The following is a 16,346-nucleotide window of genomic DNA, read 5'->3' as shown; positions in this document are numbered from 1 at the left end:
CGCGCGCGCCGCGCCCGGCGTCGAGATCGAGCAGCGCGACGCGCACCCCGCGCGCGGCGAGGTGGCGCGCCGCCGCCTCGCCGAGGCCCGAGGCGCCGCCCGTCACCACCGCCGCGATCCTGCCGTCAAGCCGCATCGGCAGCCTCCTCCGGTTGCGCCGCGATCCAGGCGTGCCATCCTGCCGCCTCGAGCAGGGAGACTGGCCGATGACGACGCTCGCCGCCAACTGGTCGCTCGCGGACGCGCTCGCCGAGGAGGAGGCGCGCTTCGCCGCCGCCAACCCCCGGTCGCGTGAGCGGGCGCTGGCCGCCGCCGCGGTGATGCCAGGCGGCAACACGCGCACGGTGCTGCACTACACCCCCTTCCCGCTCGCCTTCGCGAAGGGCGAGGGAGCGACGCTGACCGACCTCGACGGCCACACCTACCGCGACTTCCTCGGCGAGTACTCGGCCGGGCTCTACGGGCATTCGCACCCGGTGATCGTGGCCGCGGCGAAGCGCGCGATCGAGGACGGCATCGCGCTGGGCGGGCCGAACATGTACGAGGCGAAGCTCGCCTCTGCGATCGCCGCGCGCTTCCCCTCGGTCGAGCGCATCCGCTTCACCAACAGCGGCACGGAGGCGAACCTGATGGCGCTCGTCACCGCGCTCGCGGCGAGCGGACGGAAGCGCGTGCTCGGCTTCCGCGGCGGCTATCACGGCGGCGTGCTGACGCTGAAGCCCGGCGCGCTGACCAACGTGCCGTTCGACCTCGTGCTCGCGCGCTACAACGATCTCGCCTCGGTGGAGGCGGTGCTGCGCGAGGGGGCGGAGCAGGTCGCCTGCGCGATCGTCGAGCCGGTGATGGGGGGTGCGGGCGCGATCCCCGGCACGCCCGAGTTCCTGCACGGCCTGCGCGCGCTCACCGCCCGCCACGGCATCCTCCTGATCCTCGACGAGGTGATGACCTCGCGCCACGGCGCCGGCGGCGTGCAGGGGCTCTACGGCATCCGCCCCGACCTGACCACCTTCGGCAAGTATCTCGGCGGCGGTTTCAGCTTCGGCGCCTTCGGCGGCCGCGCCGATCTCATGGAGCGCTACGATCCCTACCGGCCGGATGCCTGGGCGCATGCCGGCACCTTCAACAACAACGTCACCTCGATGGCGGCGGGCCATGCGGGGCTCGCGGAGGTGTTCACGCCGGCGGCGGCGGAGGCGCTGTTCGCGCGCGGCGAGCGCCTGCGGGCGCGGCTGAACGCGGCGGCCGCGGCCGAGGACGTGCCGGTGCGCGCGACCGGCCTCGGCAGCATGATCGGCATCCACCCGACCGACCGCGAGATCACCGCCGCCGAGGACGCGCCCGAGGCGAAGGAGGCGCGCGCGCTGATCCACCTCGCGCTGATCGCGCGCGGCATCTACATGGCCCGACGCGGCTACATGACGCTGAGCCTGCCGCAGACGGCGGAGGACGACGACGCCCTGGTCGCCGCCTTCGCCGACATGCTGCGCAGCCACGCGCGCGTGCTGCGCGACGCGGCTGCCGGATAGCCGAGGGAGGCGGCCATGACGACCGACGCGCGCGTGATCCAGCCCGAGGAGGCGCGCAGCTTCTGGCAGCCCGTGCCGGCGAACGGCTTCGTGCGCTGCATCCTCGACGAGACGGTCGTGCGCAGCGATACGCCCTTCGCGATGGGGACGCAGACCGTCGATCCCGGCTGCCACGTGCGCGAGCACGACCATCCGGCGCAGGAGGAGATCATCCATTTCGTCGCCGGCACGGGCACGATCCGGCTCGACGGCGGCGAGCACCCCGCGCGCCCCGGCACCACCGTGTTCATCGGCAAGGGCCGCCGCCACGCCTTCATCAACACGGGGAGCGAGCCGCTCACCTTCGTCTGGGTGCTGATGCCGGGAGGGCTCGAGCGGTTCTTCGCCGCGATCGGGCGGGAACGGCGCGAGGGCGAACCCGCGCCGGCCCCCTTCCCCCGCCCCGCGAACGTCGCCGAGATCGAACGCGCGACCGTGTTCGGCTGGGCGGACCAGTCGCTGGAACGGCCCGGCGGATAGCGCGGCGCGGGCGCTACCGCCCGACCCGGCTCACCACCAGCACCGTCCCGTCCACGCCGTCGACGCGCACGGTGTCGCCCACCTCCGCCTCGCCGGCGATGCGCGCGGCCCAGTCGGAGTCTCCCAGGTGCACGCGCGCGCCCGCGGCGGTCCGTTCCGTGACCGTGCCGAGCCGCCCGACCAGCCCGGCTTCGGGCGTGTTGACGCGCACGGCCGGACGCTGGCGCCGGCGCAGCCGCAGGGCCACGGCGATGCCGGCGGCGAGCAGCGCCAGGAACACCACCACCTTGACCGCGAAGGAGGGCGCGAGCGCGAGCGTCACGAGGCCCGTCCCGATCGCGGCCAGGCCGATCCAGAGCAGGAAGACCCCGGGCACGACGATCTCGGCCATCACCAGGCCGAGGCCGGCCAGGATCCAGATCAGCCCGTCGTCCACGGGTTCCCGGCGGGCGGCGGCGCGGCCGGTGCGGGACGCGCCACGGCGGCCGCGCCGGCCGGCGGCCCGGCACCCGGCGGGCCGCGCAGGAGTTCGAGCGCCGCGACGATCCCGCCCGCGAGACCGGCGCTCTCCATGGGCACCAGGACGAGCTTCTGGTTCGGGCTCTCGGCGAGCCGCTCGAAGGCGCGCACGTACTTGTCGCTGATGAAATAGCGCAGCGCCTCCACGCCGGCGCCGGCCGCCGCCTCGGCGACCATGCGGGTCGCGTTCGCCTCCGCCTCGGCCAGCCGCTCGCGCGCCTCGGCGTCGCGCATGGCCGCCTCGCGCCGCCCCTCGGCCTCGAGGATCTGCGCCTGCTTCGCGCCCTCGGCGCGCTTCACCTCGGCCTCGCGCTCGCCCTCCGCCTTGGCGACGGTGGCGCGGCGTTCACGCTCGGCCGTCATCTGCAGGTTCATCGCGCGGATCAGGTTCTCGGGCGGCTCGATCTTGCGGATCTCGACCCGGCTCACCTTCACGCCCCAGGGGTCGGTCGCGCCGTCCAGGATCGAGAGGAGCTGGGAATTGATCCGCTCGCGCCCCGAGAGCGTGCCGTCGAGATCCATCTCGCCGATCACGGCGCGGATGTTCGTCATTGAGAGCGCCGCCAGGGCCGAGGTCAGGTCCTGCACCGCGTAGGCCGCCTTGCCCGGGTCCATGACGCGATAATAGACGATTCCGTCCACGCTGACGGTGGCGTTGTCGCGCGTGATCACCGCCTGTTCGGGGATGTCGAGCACGACCTCCTGGACATTGATCCGCTTGCCGATCGAGTCGATGTAGGGGATGATGAAGTTCAGGCCGGGATCGAGCAGCCGGGTGAAGGCGCCGAAGCGCTCGACGGTCCAGACCTCGCCCTGCGGCACCTGGCGGATGCCCTTGGCCGCCGTCACCACACCGAGCAGGATCAGCGCGATCAGGACGATCGTGCCGAGGGCGGGCATGTCGAGGCCGGAGAGGTCCATGCGCGCGGTATCCGTTACGTTAACGACGCATCTATAGCGGGGAAGCACGCGCCGCGGAAGCGTGTTCCCCGATCAATGCGCGAACAGGTCGGGTTCCTCGTAGCCGAGCAGGTCGAGGGCGGCGCGCGCCGGCAGGAAGCGGAAGCACGCCTCGGCGAGGTCGAGCCGGCCCTCGCGCGCGAGCAGACCCTCCAGACGGGTCTTCAGAGCATGCAGGTGCAGGACATCGGAGGCGGCGTAGGCGAGCTGGTCGGGCGAGAGCTCGACCGCGCCCCAGTCCGAGGACTGCTGCTGCTTGGAGAGCTCGATGCCCAGCAGGTCGCGGCAGAGGTCCTTGAGCCCGTGGCGGTCGGTGAAGGTGCGCGTGAGCTTGGCGGCGATCTTGGTGCACCAGCAGGGAGCGGCGTCCACGCCGAGGAAGTGGCGGAGCACCGCAAGGTCGAAGCGGGCGAAGTGGAACAGCTTCAGCCGCGCCGGATCGGCGAGCAGGCGCTTGAGGTTCGGCGCGTCGTAGCCGCGCCCGCCCAACGCGGCGGGCACGAACTGCACGAGGTGGGCCGTGCCGTCGCCGGCCGAGAGCTGCACCAGGCAGAGCCGGTCGCGATGCGGGTTCAGTCCCATCGTCTCGGTGTCGACCGCCACGACCGGACCGAGATCGAGCCCCGCAGGCAGGTCGTGCCGGTGCAGGTGGACGGTGGCCGCGCTCAAGAACAGCGTGTCCATGCGGACCACCCGGCCTCGGGGCGCAGGATGGGGCGGGAGGGGAACTCGGTCACGGCAGGGGCCTCGCCGATTCAAGAGGCAGGCGGGCAGGCGGCGAGGGCTTCTAGCATCCGGCCGGGCGGGCGAAAAGGCCGGGCGGCAGGGTCAGACGATGGCGGCCGCGATCGAGGCGAGCAGGCCCGCGCGCGGCGCCCCAGCGCGCGACGTCGCCGGCACAGGGAACCAGGATCGGAACGATGCGCGTGGTGTCGCTCCGGCCTCCGACCAGCGGGAGGAGACCCCTCAGGGAGACCTTGCGGCCCCCGGGAGGTTCCTCTCATACCAGCCCGCCGAAGGCTTGATCTTCGGCGGGCTGCTACGGGGTCATGTTCGCGCGCGGCCGCCCCACCAGCCCCGCGCGCGATACCCTCCGCACAAAGGTCGAGCCTTTGTGCGGAGGGTATCAGGCGGCCTTGGCGATGCCCGGCGCCGCCTGCGCGGCGAGGTACGCCATCGCCGCGGCCACCCCCCCTTCCTTGTGCGGCACGCCGGCGAGCGCGAGCCCCATCTCGACGCCGGCCAGCGTGCCCATCAGCGTCAGGTCGTTGAAATCGCCGAGATGGCCGATGCGGAACACGCGGTCGGCGAGCCTCGAGAGCCCGTTGCCGAGCGACATGTCGAACGCATCGCGGATCACCGCGCGCACGCGGTCGGCCGAATGCCCCTCCGGCACGCGCACGGCGGTCAGCGAGGAGGAGTGGTTCTTCGCCACGCGGCACTGCGTCTCGAGGCCCCAGGCGGCGACCGCGCGGCGCGTCGCCTCGGCGTGGCGGTCGTGGCGCGCGAACACCCGCTCCAGCCCCTCCTCGTGCAGCATGGCGATCGCCTCGCGCAGGCCGTAGAGCAGGTTGGTCGCCGGGGTGTAGGGGAAGTAGCCGGCGGCGTTCGGCCCGGCCTGCTCGTCCCAGGACCAGAACGACCGCGGCAGCCTCGCCGTCTTCTGCGCCGCGAACGCCTTCTCGGAGACGGCGTTGAACGACAGGCCCGGCGGCAGCATCAGCCCCTTCTGCGACCCGCCCACGGTGACATCCACGCCCCACTCGTCGTGCCGGTAGTCGATCGAGGCGAGCGAGGAGATGGTGTCGACCATGAGCAGCGCCGGGTGTCCTGCCGCATCGATCGCGCGGCGGATCGCGGGGATGTCGGTGGTGCAGCCGGTCGAGGTCTCGTTGTGCACCACGCAGACCGCCTTGATGGCGCGCGCGCGGTCCTCGGCGAGGCGGGCCTCGATCGCGCCGGCGGCGGCGTCGGCACCGACGCGCCAGTCGGTCTCGATCAGGAGCGGCGCAAGCCCGAGCCGGTCCGCCATGCGCTTCCAGAGGCTGGCGAAGTGGCCGGTCTCGACCATCAGCACGGCGTCGCCCGGCGAGAGCGTGTTCACCAGCGCCGCCTCCCACGCCCCGGTACCGGAGGCGGGATAGATGAAGACCCGGCCCCGCTCGGTCCTGAAGATGGTCTTCATGCCCTCCAGACAGGCCTGGCCGAGCCTGGCGAAGCCCGGGCTGCGGTGGTCCATGGTGGGGTTGTCGATCGCGCGCAGGATCCGGTCGGGCACGTTGGTCGGCCCCGGGATCTGCAGGAAGTGGCGACCGGCGATCCGACCCGGTTCGTTCTGCATCGCGCTCGTCCTCGGCCCTTGTCTGGCGGCGCGTCGCGCCGTCTGATGGGATTGAGACACCGGGGAGAACGCTGTCAATGCCTGCTGCCCTGCGACCGGGGCTGGAACGGCGGCTCAAGGCCGCGCTGAAGGGCGAGGTGCGCGCGGATGCGGCGACGCGCGGCCGCTACGCCACCGACGCGTCGCACTACCAGGTCATGCCCGCCGCGGTCGCCTTCCCGCGCGACGCCGAGGACGTGGCCGCGGCGATCGCGATCGCGCGCGAGGAGGGGGTGGCGGTCACGCCGCGCGGCGGGGGGACGTCGCAGAACGGCCAGACGATCAACACCGGGCTGGTGCTGGACTGCTCGCGCCATCTGAACCGCATCCTCGAGCTCGATCCGGCGAACCGGCGCGCCGTGGTGCAGCCGGGGCTGGTGCTGGACGAGCTGAACCGCGCGCTTGCGCCCTACGGGCTCTGGTTTCCCGTGGACGTCTCGACCGCCTCGCGCGCCACGCTCGGCGGCATGGCCGGCAACAACTCCTGCGGCGCGCGCTCCCTGCGTTTCGGCACGATGCGCGACAACGTGCGCGCGATCGAGGCCATCCTGCCCGACGGCACGGCGGCGCGCTTCGACGACCGTGCGAGCCTGCGCAACGACAGCCCGATCGCGCCGCTGGTGTCCGACCTGCGCGCGATCGCCGCACGCGAGGCGGACGAGATCGAGGCGCGCTTCCCCAAGGTCCAGCGTCGCGTCGGCGGCTACAACCTCGACGCGCTGGTGCCGGCGCGGAACCCGCCCAATCTCGCGCATCTGCTGGTGGGATCGGAGGGCACGCTCGCCTTCTCGACCGCGATCGAGCTCGCCCTCTCGCCCGTGCTGCCCAGGCACCGCACGCTGGGCGCCTGCCATTTCGGCAGCTTCCACGCGGCGATGGAGTCCGCCCAGCACATCGTCACGCTCGCCCCCGTCGGCGTGGAGCTGGTCGATCGCACCATGATCGAGCTCGCGCACGAGATCGCGATCTTCCGCCCGACGCTGGAGGCGTTCCTGCGCGGCGAGCCCGAGGCGCTGCTGCTCGTCGAGTTCGCCGAGCACGACGCGGCGACGAACAGGCGGCGCCTGAAGGAACTCGCCGCGCTGATGGGCGATCTCGGCTTCGGCTGGGACCGGACGGGCGCGCGCTTCGGCGGCGTGGTGGAGATCACCGATCCGGCCCTGCAGGGCGCGATCAACCAGCTCCGCACGGCCGGGCTCAACATCATGATGAGCATGAAGGAGGAGGGGAAGCCGATCTCCTTCGTCGAGGACTGCGCGGTGCCACTCGAGCACCTCGCCGACTACACCGAGCGGTTGACGTCGGTGTTCGAGCGCCACGGCACGCGCGGCACCTGGTACGCGCATGCGGGCTCGGGCTGCCTGCATGTCCGCCCGGTGCTGAACCTGAAGCTCGAGAAGGACGTGCGCGCGATGCGCGCGATCGCCGAGGAGGCCTTTGCGATGGTGCGCGCCTACAAGGGCAGCCATTCGGGCGAGCACGGCGACGGCATCGTGCGCAGCGAGTTCCACGCCTTCATGTTCGGCGACCGGCTCGTGCGCGCCTTCGAGGCGGTGAAGGACCGCGTCGATCCGCGCGGCGTGATGAATCCGAACCGGATCGTCCGGCCGCCGCGCATGGATGACCGCGCGCTGTTCCGCTACCACCCGGACTACGCGCCGTCCACGCACGCGCCCGCGCTCGACTGGTCCGAGTTCCCGCGCGCCACGCCCGCGGCCGCGTTCCAGGCGGCGGTGGAGATGTGCAACAACAACGGCGCCTGCCGCGCGCTCGCCGGCGCGGTGATGTGCCCCTCCTACCGCGCGACGCGCGAGGAGCGCGACGTGACGCGCGGGCGGGCGAACACGCTCAGGCTGGCGCTCTCCGGCCAGTTGGCGGGCGGCATCGCCTCGGACGAGGTCGCCGAGGCGCTCTCCCTCTGCGTCTCCTGCAAGGCCTGCCGGCGCGAATGCCCGACCGGCGTCGACATGGCGCGGATGAAGATCGAGGCGCTGGCCGCGCGCGCCGCCGTGCGCGGGCTCTCCCTGCGCGACCGGCTGGTGGCGTTCCTGCCGGCCTACGCGCCCTACGCCTCCCGGCTCCGCGCGCTCGCGAACGCGCGCGACGCGATCCCTGGGCTCGCGCGCCTCTCCGAACGGATCGCGGGCCTCGCCGCCGCGCGCCCGCTGCCGGTCTGGGCGCGCGCCCCCTGGCGCGACGACGAGGCCTCGCTCGCCGACCCGGACGTGATCCTGTTCGCCGACACCTTCAACCGCTGGTTCGAGCCGGAGAACCTGCGCGACGCCGCGCGGGTGCTGCGCGCGGGCGGGTTCCGCCTCGCCGCCGCCGCCGACGGCGGCCGGCCGCTCTGCTGCGGCCGCACCTATCTCGCCGCAGGCCTGGTCGAGCGCGCGCGCGCGGAGGCGCGCCGCAGCCTCGCCGCGCTCGCCCCGCATGCGCGCGCGGGGCGACCGATCGTCGGGCTCGAGCCCTCCTGCCTGCTCACCCTTCGCGACGAGTGGCTGGCACTCGGGCTCGGCGAGGCGGCGCGCGCGGTCGCCGATCGCGCGGTCCTGTTCGAGGAGTTCGTCGATCACAACGCCGCGCGCATCACCGCTGCGCTCGCGCCGCTCGCGGGACGGCGCGTGATCGTGCACGGCCACTGCCACAGCAAGGCGTTCGGCGCGTTCCCGGCGGTGATCCGCGCGTTGAAGGCCATTCCCGATCTGCCTGTCGCCCCGATCGAGTCCTCCTGCTGCGGCATGGCGGGGGCGTTCGGCTACCAGGCGGAGACGCTGTCGGTCTCGCGCGCGATGGCGGAACTCTCGCTCCTGCCCGCGGTGCGCGCAGCCGATCCGCACACCCTGATCGTCGCCAACGGCACCTCGTGCCGGCACCAGATCGCCGATCTCGGCGGCCGCGCGGCGCTCAGCCCCGCACGGGTGCTGGCATCGGCGCTGCGGCAGGGTGATGCAGTCCCGCGGATGATGTCCTGAGATAGCCCAGGACAATCTTCCCAGTATCTGATTTTTGGCTTGCCAATCGTGGCGGGTTGGTGTCACTGAAGACCGACATCGCTGCCACGAACGGAGGTCCCATGTCCAAGCGCATGACATGGATGGCCGCGGGGATTTTTTGTCTCGGCGCTGTCCTGACCATCCCCAATACTGCTGCCGCGCAGGCCTCGACCTGCGAGATCGACCGGCCCGTCGTGTTCGCCGGCCTCGACTGGGATTCCAACGCCTTCCACACCGAGGTGGCCCGCTTCATCGCGCGACACGGCTATGGCTGCGCGAGCGAGGTGATCCCGGGCTCGACCATTCCGCTGCTCAACGGAATGATCCGCGGCGATATCGACGTCACTATGGAGATCTGGAAGGTCAACGTCCTCGAGATCTGGAACCCCGCCGTGGAGGCGGGCCAGGTGAAGGATCTGGGCGTGAACTTCCCCGACGCGACGCAGGCCTGGTACGTGCCGCGCTACTTGGTCGAGGGCGACGACGCGCCCGCCAAGGGGCTCAAGAGCGTCGCCGACCTGCCGCGCTACGCCGCCCTGTTCCGCGACCCGGAGGAGCCGTCGAAGGGCCGGTTCTACAACTGCATCGCCGGCTGGGGCTGCGAGACCATCAACACCAAGAAGCTGCACGCCTACGGGCTGACCGACAGCTTCACAAACTTCCGCCCCGGCACCGGCGCCGCGCTCGCCGCCGCGATCGACAGCCACCTGCTGCGCCGCCGCCCGATCGTGTTCTACTACTGGGGCCCGACCTGGCTGCTCGGCAAGCATGCGGACACCATCGTGCAGCTCGAGGAGCCGCCCTACGACCCCCAGGTCTGGGCGGAGCTCGAGAAGGTCGACGATCCCGCGCAGGCGAAGCGCGCCACCGCCTATCCGACCGTGCCGGTCTATGTCGCGGTGAACGGCCGCTTCGCCGCGCAGGCGCCGAAGCTGGTCGCGTTCCTCTCGAACTACCGGACCACCAATGCGCTGGTCTCGGAGATGCTGAACCACATGCAGGAGACGGATGCGACGGCGGCCGAGGCGGCCAAGCACTTCCTGAAGACGCGCGAGGACGTCTGGACCGGCTGGGTGCCGCCTGAGGTGGCGGCACGCGTCAAGGCGGCGCTGTGAGAGCGGAGGCGGGGCGGCGACAGCGTCGCCCCGCCCGAGCCGGCAGGGAGGCATCACCGTGTTTCCGGATCTCGGAGGACCGCTCCGCCAGGCGACCAACCGCCTGGTGGAGCACATCGTCGTCGCCTACGGCGACGGGTTCGAGGCACTCGCCGACACGATCCTGGTCGTGCTGGTGGCGATCGAGCGGACGCTGCGCGAGGCGCATCCGGCCTTCGTGCTGGCGGCGATCGGGCTGCTGGCCTTCCTCGCCGCGCGCCGCATCGTGCTCGCGCTGACCATGGTCGCCTGCGCCTACGTCATCGGCGCGCTCGGGCTGTGGGACCAGGCCATGCAGACCGTCGCCATCATGGTGGTCTCGGTGCTGCTCTCGATCCTGATCGGCATCCCGCTCGGGATCGCCTCCGCCCGCTCGAACCGCGTGCGCGCGACGATCAATCCCGTGCTCGACCTGATGCAGACGATCCCGTCCTTCGTCTACCTGATCCCGGCGGCGATGCTGTTCGGGCTGGGCAAGGTGCCGGCCATCCTCGCCACCGTGATCTACGCCACGCCGCCGCTGATCCGGCTCACGGATCTCGGCATCCGCGAGGTGGACCGCGAGGTGGTGGAGGCGAGCCGCGCCTTCGGCGCGACGCGCTGGCAGATCCTGACGGGCGTGCAGGTGCCGCTCGCCCTGCCCTCGATCATGCAGGGCATCAACCAGACCATGATGATGGCGCTGGCGATGGTGGTGATCGCCTCCATGATCGGCGCGCGCGGCGTGGGCGAGACCGTGCTGCTCGGCCTGCAGCGTGGCGATTCGGGCCAGGGTCTGCTGGGCGGGCTGGCGATCGTCCTGCTCGCGATCGTGTTCGACCGCATCACGCAGGCCTATGGCAGCCGCGTGCAGACCCACCGCGCGGCGGGGGCGTGAGGCGATGGCGCTGATCGAGCTCCGCCACGTCACCAAGATCTTCGGCCGCGCGCCGAGGGAGGGGCTCGCGCGCGTGCGCGCAGGAGTTGGCAAGGAGCAGCTCCTCGCCGAGACCGGCATGGTGCTCGGCCTGCATGACGTCAATCTCGCGATCGAGCCGGGCGAGATCTTCGTCGTCATGGGGCTCTCGGGGTCGGGCAAGTCGACGCTGATCCGCCACCTGAACCGCCTGATCGACCCGACCGACGGCGAGGTGCTGGTGGACGGCGAGGACATCCTCACGTTCTCCGCGCGCGCGCTCGAGGCCTTCCGCCGCCGGCGCATGAGCATGGTGTTCCAGCGCTTCGGCCTGATGCCGCACCGCACCGTGCTCGCGAACGTCGCCTACGGGCTCGAGGTGCGCGGCGAGGCGCGGCGCGCGCGCGAGCGGACGGCGCGCGACTGGGTCGAGCGGGTCGGGCTCGCCGGCTACGAGGACTCCTATCCGCACCAGCTCTCGGGCGGGATGCAGCAGCGCGTCGGGCTCGCCCGCGCGCTCGCCACCGGCGCCGACATCCTGCTGATGGACGAGGCGTTCAGCGCGCTCGACCCGCTGATCCGCAGCCAGATGCAGGACCAGCTCATCGCGCTGCAGGCGGAGCTGAACCGCACCGTGGTCTTCATCACGCACGATCTCGACGAGGCGCTGCGCATCGGCACGCGCATCGCGATCCTGAAGGACGGCGTGGTCGTGCAGGTCGGCACGCCGGCCGAGATCCTGCTCGCGCCGGCCGACGACTACGTCGCCGCCTTCGTGCGCGACGTGAACCGGGCACGCGCGCTGACCGTCGAGGCGGTGATGAAGCCGCCGGTCTGCCGGCTGACCGACGAGACCCTCGACCGCGCGCTCGCCGAGATGCGCAGGCACGGTGCCGCCGAGGCGGTGGTGATGGCCGCGGACGGCTATCGCGGCGTGGTCACCGCGGCGAAGGTGGAAGCCGCGCTGCAGGCCAAAGGCGCGCCGCGGCGGCTCGCCGAACTCGCGGTCGCCGCGCCGACCTTCACCCCGGACACGCCGATCGAGCGGCTGGTGCCGGCCGCCCTGCAGGCCGGCGTGCCGCTGCCGGTGGTGGACGAGGCGGGCAACGTGAAGGGGCTTGTGACGCCCGAGGCCGTGGGCAAGATGCTGGCCGAGCGGGAAGCCGAGACGGCGCCCGCCGGGATCGAGACGAAGCCGCGCGACGCAGCGTGAGCCTGCGGCAGCGGCGCTTGCCGAGGGCCGATGATGGCTTGGCTGCCGCCGGTCGCCTCGCTGCTCGCGGGGGTGGCGCTGCTCCTGGTCGGACACGGCCTGCTCACCCTCGCGCTGCCGCTGCGCGGCGAGGCGGAAGGGTTCGATCCGGTCGCGATCGGCGCGCTCGGCGCCGCCTACTACGCGGGCTTCGTCGCCGGCTGCCTGCATGGGCCGCATCTGGTGCGGCGCGCCGGCCACATCCGCGCCTTCGCCGCCGTGGTCTGCGGCGTCTCGGCCGCCGCCGCCGCCTATCCCCTGGCGGTCAGCGAGGCCGCCTGGATCGTGCTGCGCTTCGTGTTCGGCTACGGGCTCGCGGTGTTCTACCTCGTCGTCGAGTCCTGGCTGAACGACCGCGCCACCAACACCACGCGCGGCGTGATCATGTCCGCCTACATCATGGTGAACCATGTCGCCCTGACGGGGGGGCAGCTCCTGCTGCTGGCCTGGCCGGTGGAGGGGTTCCAGCCCTTCGTGCTGGGCAGCGTGCTGATCTCGGTCGCGGCCATCCCGGTGGCGTTGACGCGCCAGGCGCAGCCCGCGCCGGTGACCGAGGTGCGCTTCCGCCCGGACCGGCTGTGGGCCGCCTCGCCGGTGGGGCTGGTGGGCAGCCTGATGGTCGGCGTGGCGAACGGCGCGTTCTGGGGCCTCGCGCCGATCGCAGCGACCGATTTCGGGCTGAGCCACGAGGAGGCGGCGATCTTCATGAGCGTCGCCGTGATCGCCGGCGCCGCGACGCAGGCGCCGGTCGGACGGCTCTCCGACCGGATGGACCGGCGCCTCGTGCTGGCGGCGCTGCTCGGCGGCTCCGCACTGACGGGGCTGGCGATCTTCCTGCTCGCGCCGGCAGGCCTGGCGCTGACGCTCTTGGGCGCGGCGTTCGGCGCCTTCGCGCTGCCCTGCTACTCGATCGCGGCCGCGCATGCCTACGACCACGCCGATCCGGCGGACTACGTGGGCACGGCCTCGAGCCTCCTGCTGGTGAACGGGGTGGGCTCGATCGCGGGGCCGCTCGCGGCGGCGTTCCTGCTGCGCGGCTGGCCGGGCGGCGGGCTCTACCTGTTCACCGCGGCGACGCACGCCACCCTGCTCGGCTTCGTGCTGTGGCGCGTGACGCGCCGCGCCGCCCCGCCCGAGCAGGCGCGCGAGAGCTTCGATCTCGCCGCGACCGCGCCGGCGAGCGTCGGCGCGGTGATCCCGCCCGAGCCCGCGCCGCCGGCCGAGGCCGGACGGGCGGGCTGACGCGGCTCAGAACTCACCCGCCCTCACATAGGGCCGCGCCCAGAGGATCGCCTGCAGCAGCACGGCCTTGGTCCAGGCCATGTGCATCGCGTCCACCTCCTCCGCCGAGGCGCCCTTCTCGGCGAGGAACGGGCGCATGGTGAGCGAGATCAGCATCACCAGGGCGAGGAGATGCCTGAGCGGGACATGGGGCGCGGCGTCCACGCCGTCGGTGCGGTTCTTGCCGCTGCGGTGATGGCGCCGGCCGATCTCCTCCTGCCAGGCGAGCCAAGCGGCATCATGCGGGGCGTTGCAGGTGTCGAGGATCCACTGGCCGAAACGCTGGCGCACGGCGGCGAGATAGGCGCCGATCGGCTCGCCGGTGCCGTTCTCGCGGAAGGCGGCGAGCAGGTGCGGCTGCGCGGCGACGAAGCCGTACCAGACATCGAGGATCGCCTCGATCCGGTCGGCGACGATCGCGCCGGCCTTCCTCAGCGCCGCGACGTCGTCCGGGCCGAACAGCAGGCTCGCTTCGAGCTCGGCGAGCTCGCCCGGGGTCAGGGCCGAGGGCGGGAGGGCCGGGTCGCCGTAGCAGTAGCCGGGGATCGTGGTGGCGGACGCGGTCATCGGTTTCCTCCTTGCCTTGCCGTTGCGTCGGCAGATAGCATCGAGTCGATACTGTCTGCCGCGGAGCAGGTCAATGGACAATAGCGAGTCGCTATCTTGTTGCGGGGAGAGCGTCGCCCGCCACGCCGCGCGGCTGATCAACCGGCTCGACCGGCTGGCACGCGCTGCGGATCATCGCGACGGGCTGAACCCGGCGCAGCGCGACGCGCTGCGCTATCTCGCCCTCGCCAACCGCTTCTCGCGCAGCCCGGCCGCGTTCGCCGACTATCTCGGCACGACGCGCGGCACGGTGTCGCAGAGCCTGATCGCGCTCGAGGCGAAGGGCTACGTGACGCGCGAGCCGCACCCGCGCGACCGCCGCGCAGTGGCGCTCGGCCTCACCGCCGCCGGACGCGCGGCGCTGAAGGACGATGATGGCGCCGCGCTGCTCGCCGAAGCGGTGGCGGCAGGCGCGGGCGCGGAGGCCGCCACTCTCGCGCGCCTGCTCGAGGCGACGCTCGCCGCAGCGATCGCGCGCAACGGCGGGCGCGCCTTCGGCATCTGCCGCACCTGCCGGCATTTCCGCGCCGAGGCCCATGCCGGCACGGCGCGGCCGCACCACTGCGCGCTGCTCGACGTCCCGCTCGCCGAGGCCGATTCCGGCGCGATCTGCGTCGAGCACGAGCGCGCGGCATGAGACGTCACACCGGCGGCGGCTCCTCTGCCGGACAGGGCAGTTCGCCCCCGTAGAACCCGCGGATCGCTGCCACCCCCTCCTCGGCGGTCTCGACGAAGGTGACGAGGTCGAGATCGGCGCGGTCGATCAGCCCCTCCTCCGCCATCACCTCGAAGCGCACCAGCCGGTCCCAGAAGGCGCGGTGGAACAGCAGGATCGGCAGGCGCCGGATCTTGCGCGTCTGCACGAGCGTCAGCGTCTCGAACAGCTCGTCCATGGTGCCGAAGCCGCCGGGGAACACCGCCAGCGCCCGCGCACGCATCAGGAACTGCATCTTGCGGATGCCGAAATAGTGGAACTGGAACGACAGCTCCGGCGTGATCCAGCGGTTCGGCGCCTGCTCGCGCGGCAGCACGATGGAAAGCCCGATCGTCTTGCCGCCCGCCTCGGCCGCGCCGCGGTTGCCCGCCTCCATGATCCCGGGGCCACCGCCCGTGATCACCACGAGCTCGCAACGCCCGGCGGCCTGCCCCGCCTCGGTCAGCAGCCGGGCGAAGCGGCGCGCCTCCTCGTACCAGGCGAGCTGGCGACGGGCGCGCTCGACAGCCTCGCGCTCGGCCTCGCTGCGGGCGGTGCGCGCCATCGCCTCCACCGTCTCCGGCCCGGCGATGCGCGCCGAGCCGAACACCACCACGGTCGAGCCGATCCCGGCCTCGTCCTGCAGCCTGTCCGCCTTGGTCAGCTCGAGCAGCAGCCGCACGCCGCGCATCTCGTCGCGCAGCAGGAACTCCGGATCATGGAAGGCGAGGCGGAAGGCGGGATGGGTGACCTCGGCCTCGACCGGCCGGGCCTGCCGCACCGCCTCCTCGGCGCGCGGATAGGTCTCGGCGCGCCGCGTCATGGCGTGAACCGCGTCGTCACCGTGCCGAGCCCCTCGAAGGTCACCTCCACCTCGGCGGGGCCGGAGAGCCAGGCCGGCGGCGTGACCGACCCGCACAGGATCACCTGGCCGGCGCGCAAGCCCCCGAAGGCCGCCGCTGCCGGCGAGGCGGCGAGCCAGCGCAGCACGGCGAGCGGATGGCCGAGCAGGTCGCCGCCCTGGCCCTCGCCGAACGCCTTGCCGTTCACGCTCATCCGGCCGCAGAGCCGCGCCAGCTCGCGTCCGGCGATCCGCTCGGCCGTCCATCCCTGCGCATCCTGGCCGAGCACCGCGGCGGCGTGGAAGAACCGGTCCGCGATCAGCATCGGTGTGCCGATCGCGACCCCGCCCTGGTAGCGGTTCTCGACGATCTCGATCGCCGGGAAGACGGCGGCCACCGCCTGCGCCAGCGCCCCGTGGTCGTGCACGCCCGGCGGCAGGTCGACGCCGAGCCGGAAGGCGATCTCGCACTCGACGCCGGGATTGATCCATAATCGGAACGGCGTCGCCGTGCCGGAGGACATGAGGTCGGCGCGCCGCATGAATCCCGCCGCGGGGCTGCGGATGCCCAGATGGAGCTGCATGGTCGCGGCCGTGGCCCCGACCTTGAACCCGGCCGGCGGGAAGGCGCCGAGGCGACGCGCAAGCGCGGCCTGCACCGCATAGGCCCCGGCCGGATCGGCGGGCGCGAGCGCGGGCGCGAGCGGGGCGAGTGGCCGGCGC

The 16,346-nt window shown here is 72.6% G+C and carries 15 protein-coding genes; 8 read left to right on the top strand and 7 right to left on the bottom strand.

The features are described from left to right. Positions 1–206 precede the first annotated feature (206 nt). Entirely contained in the window at positions 207–1,526 is a 1,320-nt protein-coding gene (locus FK498_RS11400; RefSeq protein WP_141854637.1) for an aspartate aminotransferase family protein, read from the top strand. 15 nt (positions 1,527–1,541) lie between these two features. Beyond that, positions 1,542–2,045, top strand: a complete 504-nt coding sequence (locus FK498_RS11395; RefSeq protein WP_141854635.1) for a cupin domain-containing protein — start codon at positions 1,542–1,544, stop codon at positions 2,043–2,045. A 13-nt stretch (positions 2,046–2,058) separates the two neighbouring features. On the opposite strand, the gene FK498_RS11390 is transcribed toward FK498_RS11395, so the two are convergent. The 4 genes from FK498_RS11390 to FK498_RS11375 all read right to left on the bottom strand — a co-directional run bounded on the left by FK498_RS11390 (position 2,059) and on the right by FK498_RS11375 (position 5,865). Continuing rightward, a complete protein-coding gene (locus FK498_RS11390; protein WP_141854633.1) occupies positions 2,059–2,481 on the bottom strand; it encodes an NfeD family protein in 423 nt (140 codons plus the stop codon). Further along, on the bottom strand, positions 2,466–3,485 hold the full coding sequence (locus FK498_RS11385; protein WP_141854631.1) for an SPFH domain-containing protein: 1,020 nt from the start codon (positions 3,483–3,485) through the stop codon (positions 2,466–2,468). Before FK498_RS11385 ends, FK498_RS11390 begins: the two co-directional genes overlap by 16 nt. Before the next feature lie 72 nt (positions 3,486–3,557). Beyond that, positions 3,558–4,208, bottom strand: coding sequence for a ribonuclease D (locus tag FK498_RS11380; RefSeq protein WP_141854629.1), 651 nt, complete (start codon positions 4,206–4,208; stop codon positions 3,558–3,560). A 442-nt stretch (positions 4,209–4,650) separates the two neighbouring features. After that, positions 4,651–5,865 carry an alanine--glyoxylate aminotransferase family protein gene (locus FK498_RS11375; protein WP_141854627.1) on the bottom strand — a complete coding sequence of 405 codons (1,215 nt, stop codon included), beginning with the start codon at positions 5,863–5,865 and terminating at the stop codon, positions 4,651–4,653. Between the two features lie 77 nt (positions 5,866–5,942). Between FK498_RS11375 and FK498_RS11370 the strand changes: the two genes are divergently transcribed. The 5 genes from FK498_RS11370 (at position 5,943) to FK498_RS11350 (ending at position 13,443) form a co-directional block, all read left to right on the top strand. Next, on the top strand, positions 5,943–8,879 hold the full coding sequence (locus FK498_RS11370) for an FAD-binding and (Fe-S)-binding domain-containing protein (protein WP_141854625.1): 2,937 nt from the start codon (positions 5,943–5,945) through the stop codon (positions 8,877–8,879). Positions 8,880–8,980: 101 nt separating this feature from the next. Further along, positions 8,981–10,015, top strand: a complete 1,035-nt coding sequence (locus FK498_RS11365) for an ABC transporter substrate-binding protein (protein WP_202614826.1) — start codon at positions 8,981–8,983, stop codon at positions 10,013–10,015. 58 nt (positions 10,016–10,073) lie between these two features. Next, a complete protein-coding gene (locus FK498_RS11360; protein ID WP_141854623.1) occupies positions 10,074–10,931 on the top strand; it encodes a proline/glycine betaine ABC transporter permease in 858 nt (285 codons plus the stop codon). A gap of 4 nt (positions 10,932–10,935) precedes the next feature. Next, on the top strand, positions 10,936–12,162 hold the full coding sequence (locus FK498_RS11355) for a glycine betaine/L-proline ABC transporter ATP-binding protein (RefSeq protein WP_141854620.1): 1,227 nt from the start codon (positions 10,936–10,938) through the stop codon (positions 12,160–12,162). Between the two features lie 30 nt (positions 12,163–12,192). After that, positions 12,193–13,443, top strand: coding sequence for an MFS transporter (locus FK498_RS11350; protein WP_141854618.1), 1,251 nt, complete (start codon positions 12,193–12,195; stop codon positions 13,441–13,443). A gap of 6 nt (positions 13,444–13,449) precedes the next feature. Here FK498_RS11350 and FK498_RS11345 read toward each other — a convergent pair whose 3' ends face one another. Beyond that, positions 13,450–14,049 (bottom strand): protoglobin domain-containing protein, encoded by a 600-nt coding sequence (locus FK498_RS11345; RefSeq protein WP_141854616.1) that lies wholly within the window; start codon positions 14,047–14,049, stop codon positions 13,450–13,452. Positions 14,050–14,122: 73 nt separating this feature from the next. On the opposite strand from FK498_RS11345, the gene FK498_RS11340 reads away from it, so the two are divergent. Then, the gene (locus tag FK498_RS11340) at positions 14,123–14,725 is read left to right on the top strand and encodes a MarR family winged helix-turn-helix transcriptional regulator (protein WP_141854614.1); all 603 of its coding nucleotides are present in this window, start codon (positions 14,123–14,125) and stop codon (positions 14,723–14,725) included. Positions 14,726–14,729: 4 nt separating this feature from the next. On the opposite strand, the gene FK498_RS11335 is transcribed toward FK498_RS11340, so the two are convergent. Both FK498_RS11335 and FK498_RS11330 read right to left on the bottom strand, forming a co-directional pair. Then, positions 14,730–15,605, bottom strand: a complete 876-nt coding sequence (locus tag FK498_RS11335; RefSeq protein ID WP_141854612.1) for an LOG family protein — start codon at positions 15,603–15,605, stop codon at positions 14,730–14,732. Then, on the bottom strand, positions 15,602–16,346 hold a 745-nt coding region (locus tag FK498_RS11330; protein WP_141854610.1), incomplete at its 5' end, for a 2-keto-4-pentenoate hydratase. The genes FK498_RS11335 and FK498_RS11330, both read right to left, overlap by 4 nt.

The sequence above is a fragment of the Elioraea sp. Yellowstone genome (genome assembly GCF_006704265.1).
Taxonomy (GTDB): domain Bacteria; phylum Pseudomonadota; class Alphaproteobacteria; order Acetobacterales; family Acetobacteraceae; genus Elioraea.
This window is presented reverse-complemented; position numbering and strand designations above follow the sequence as displayed.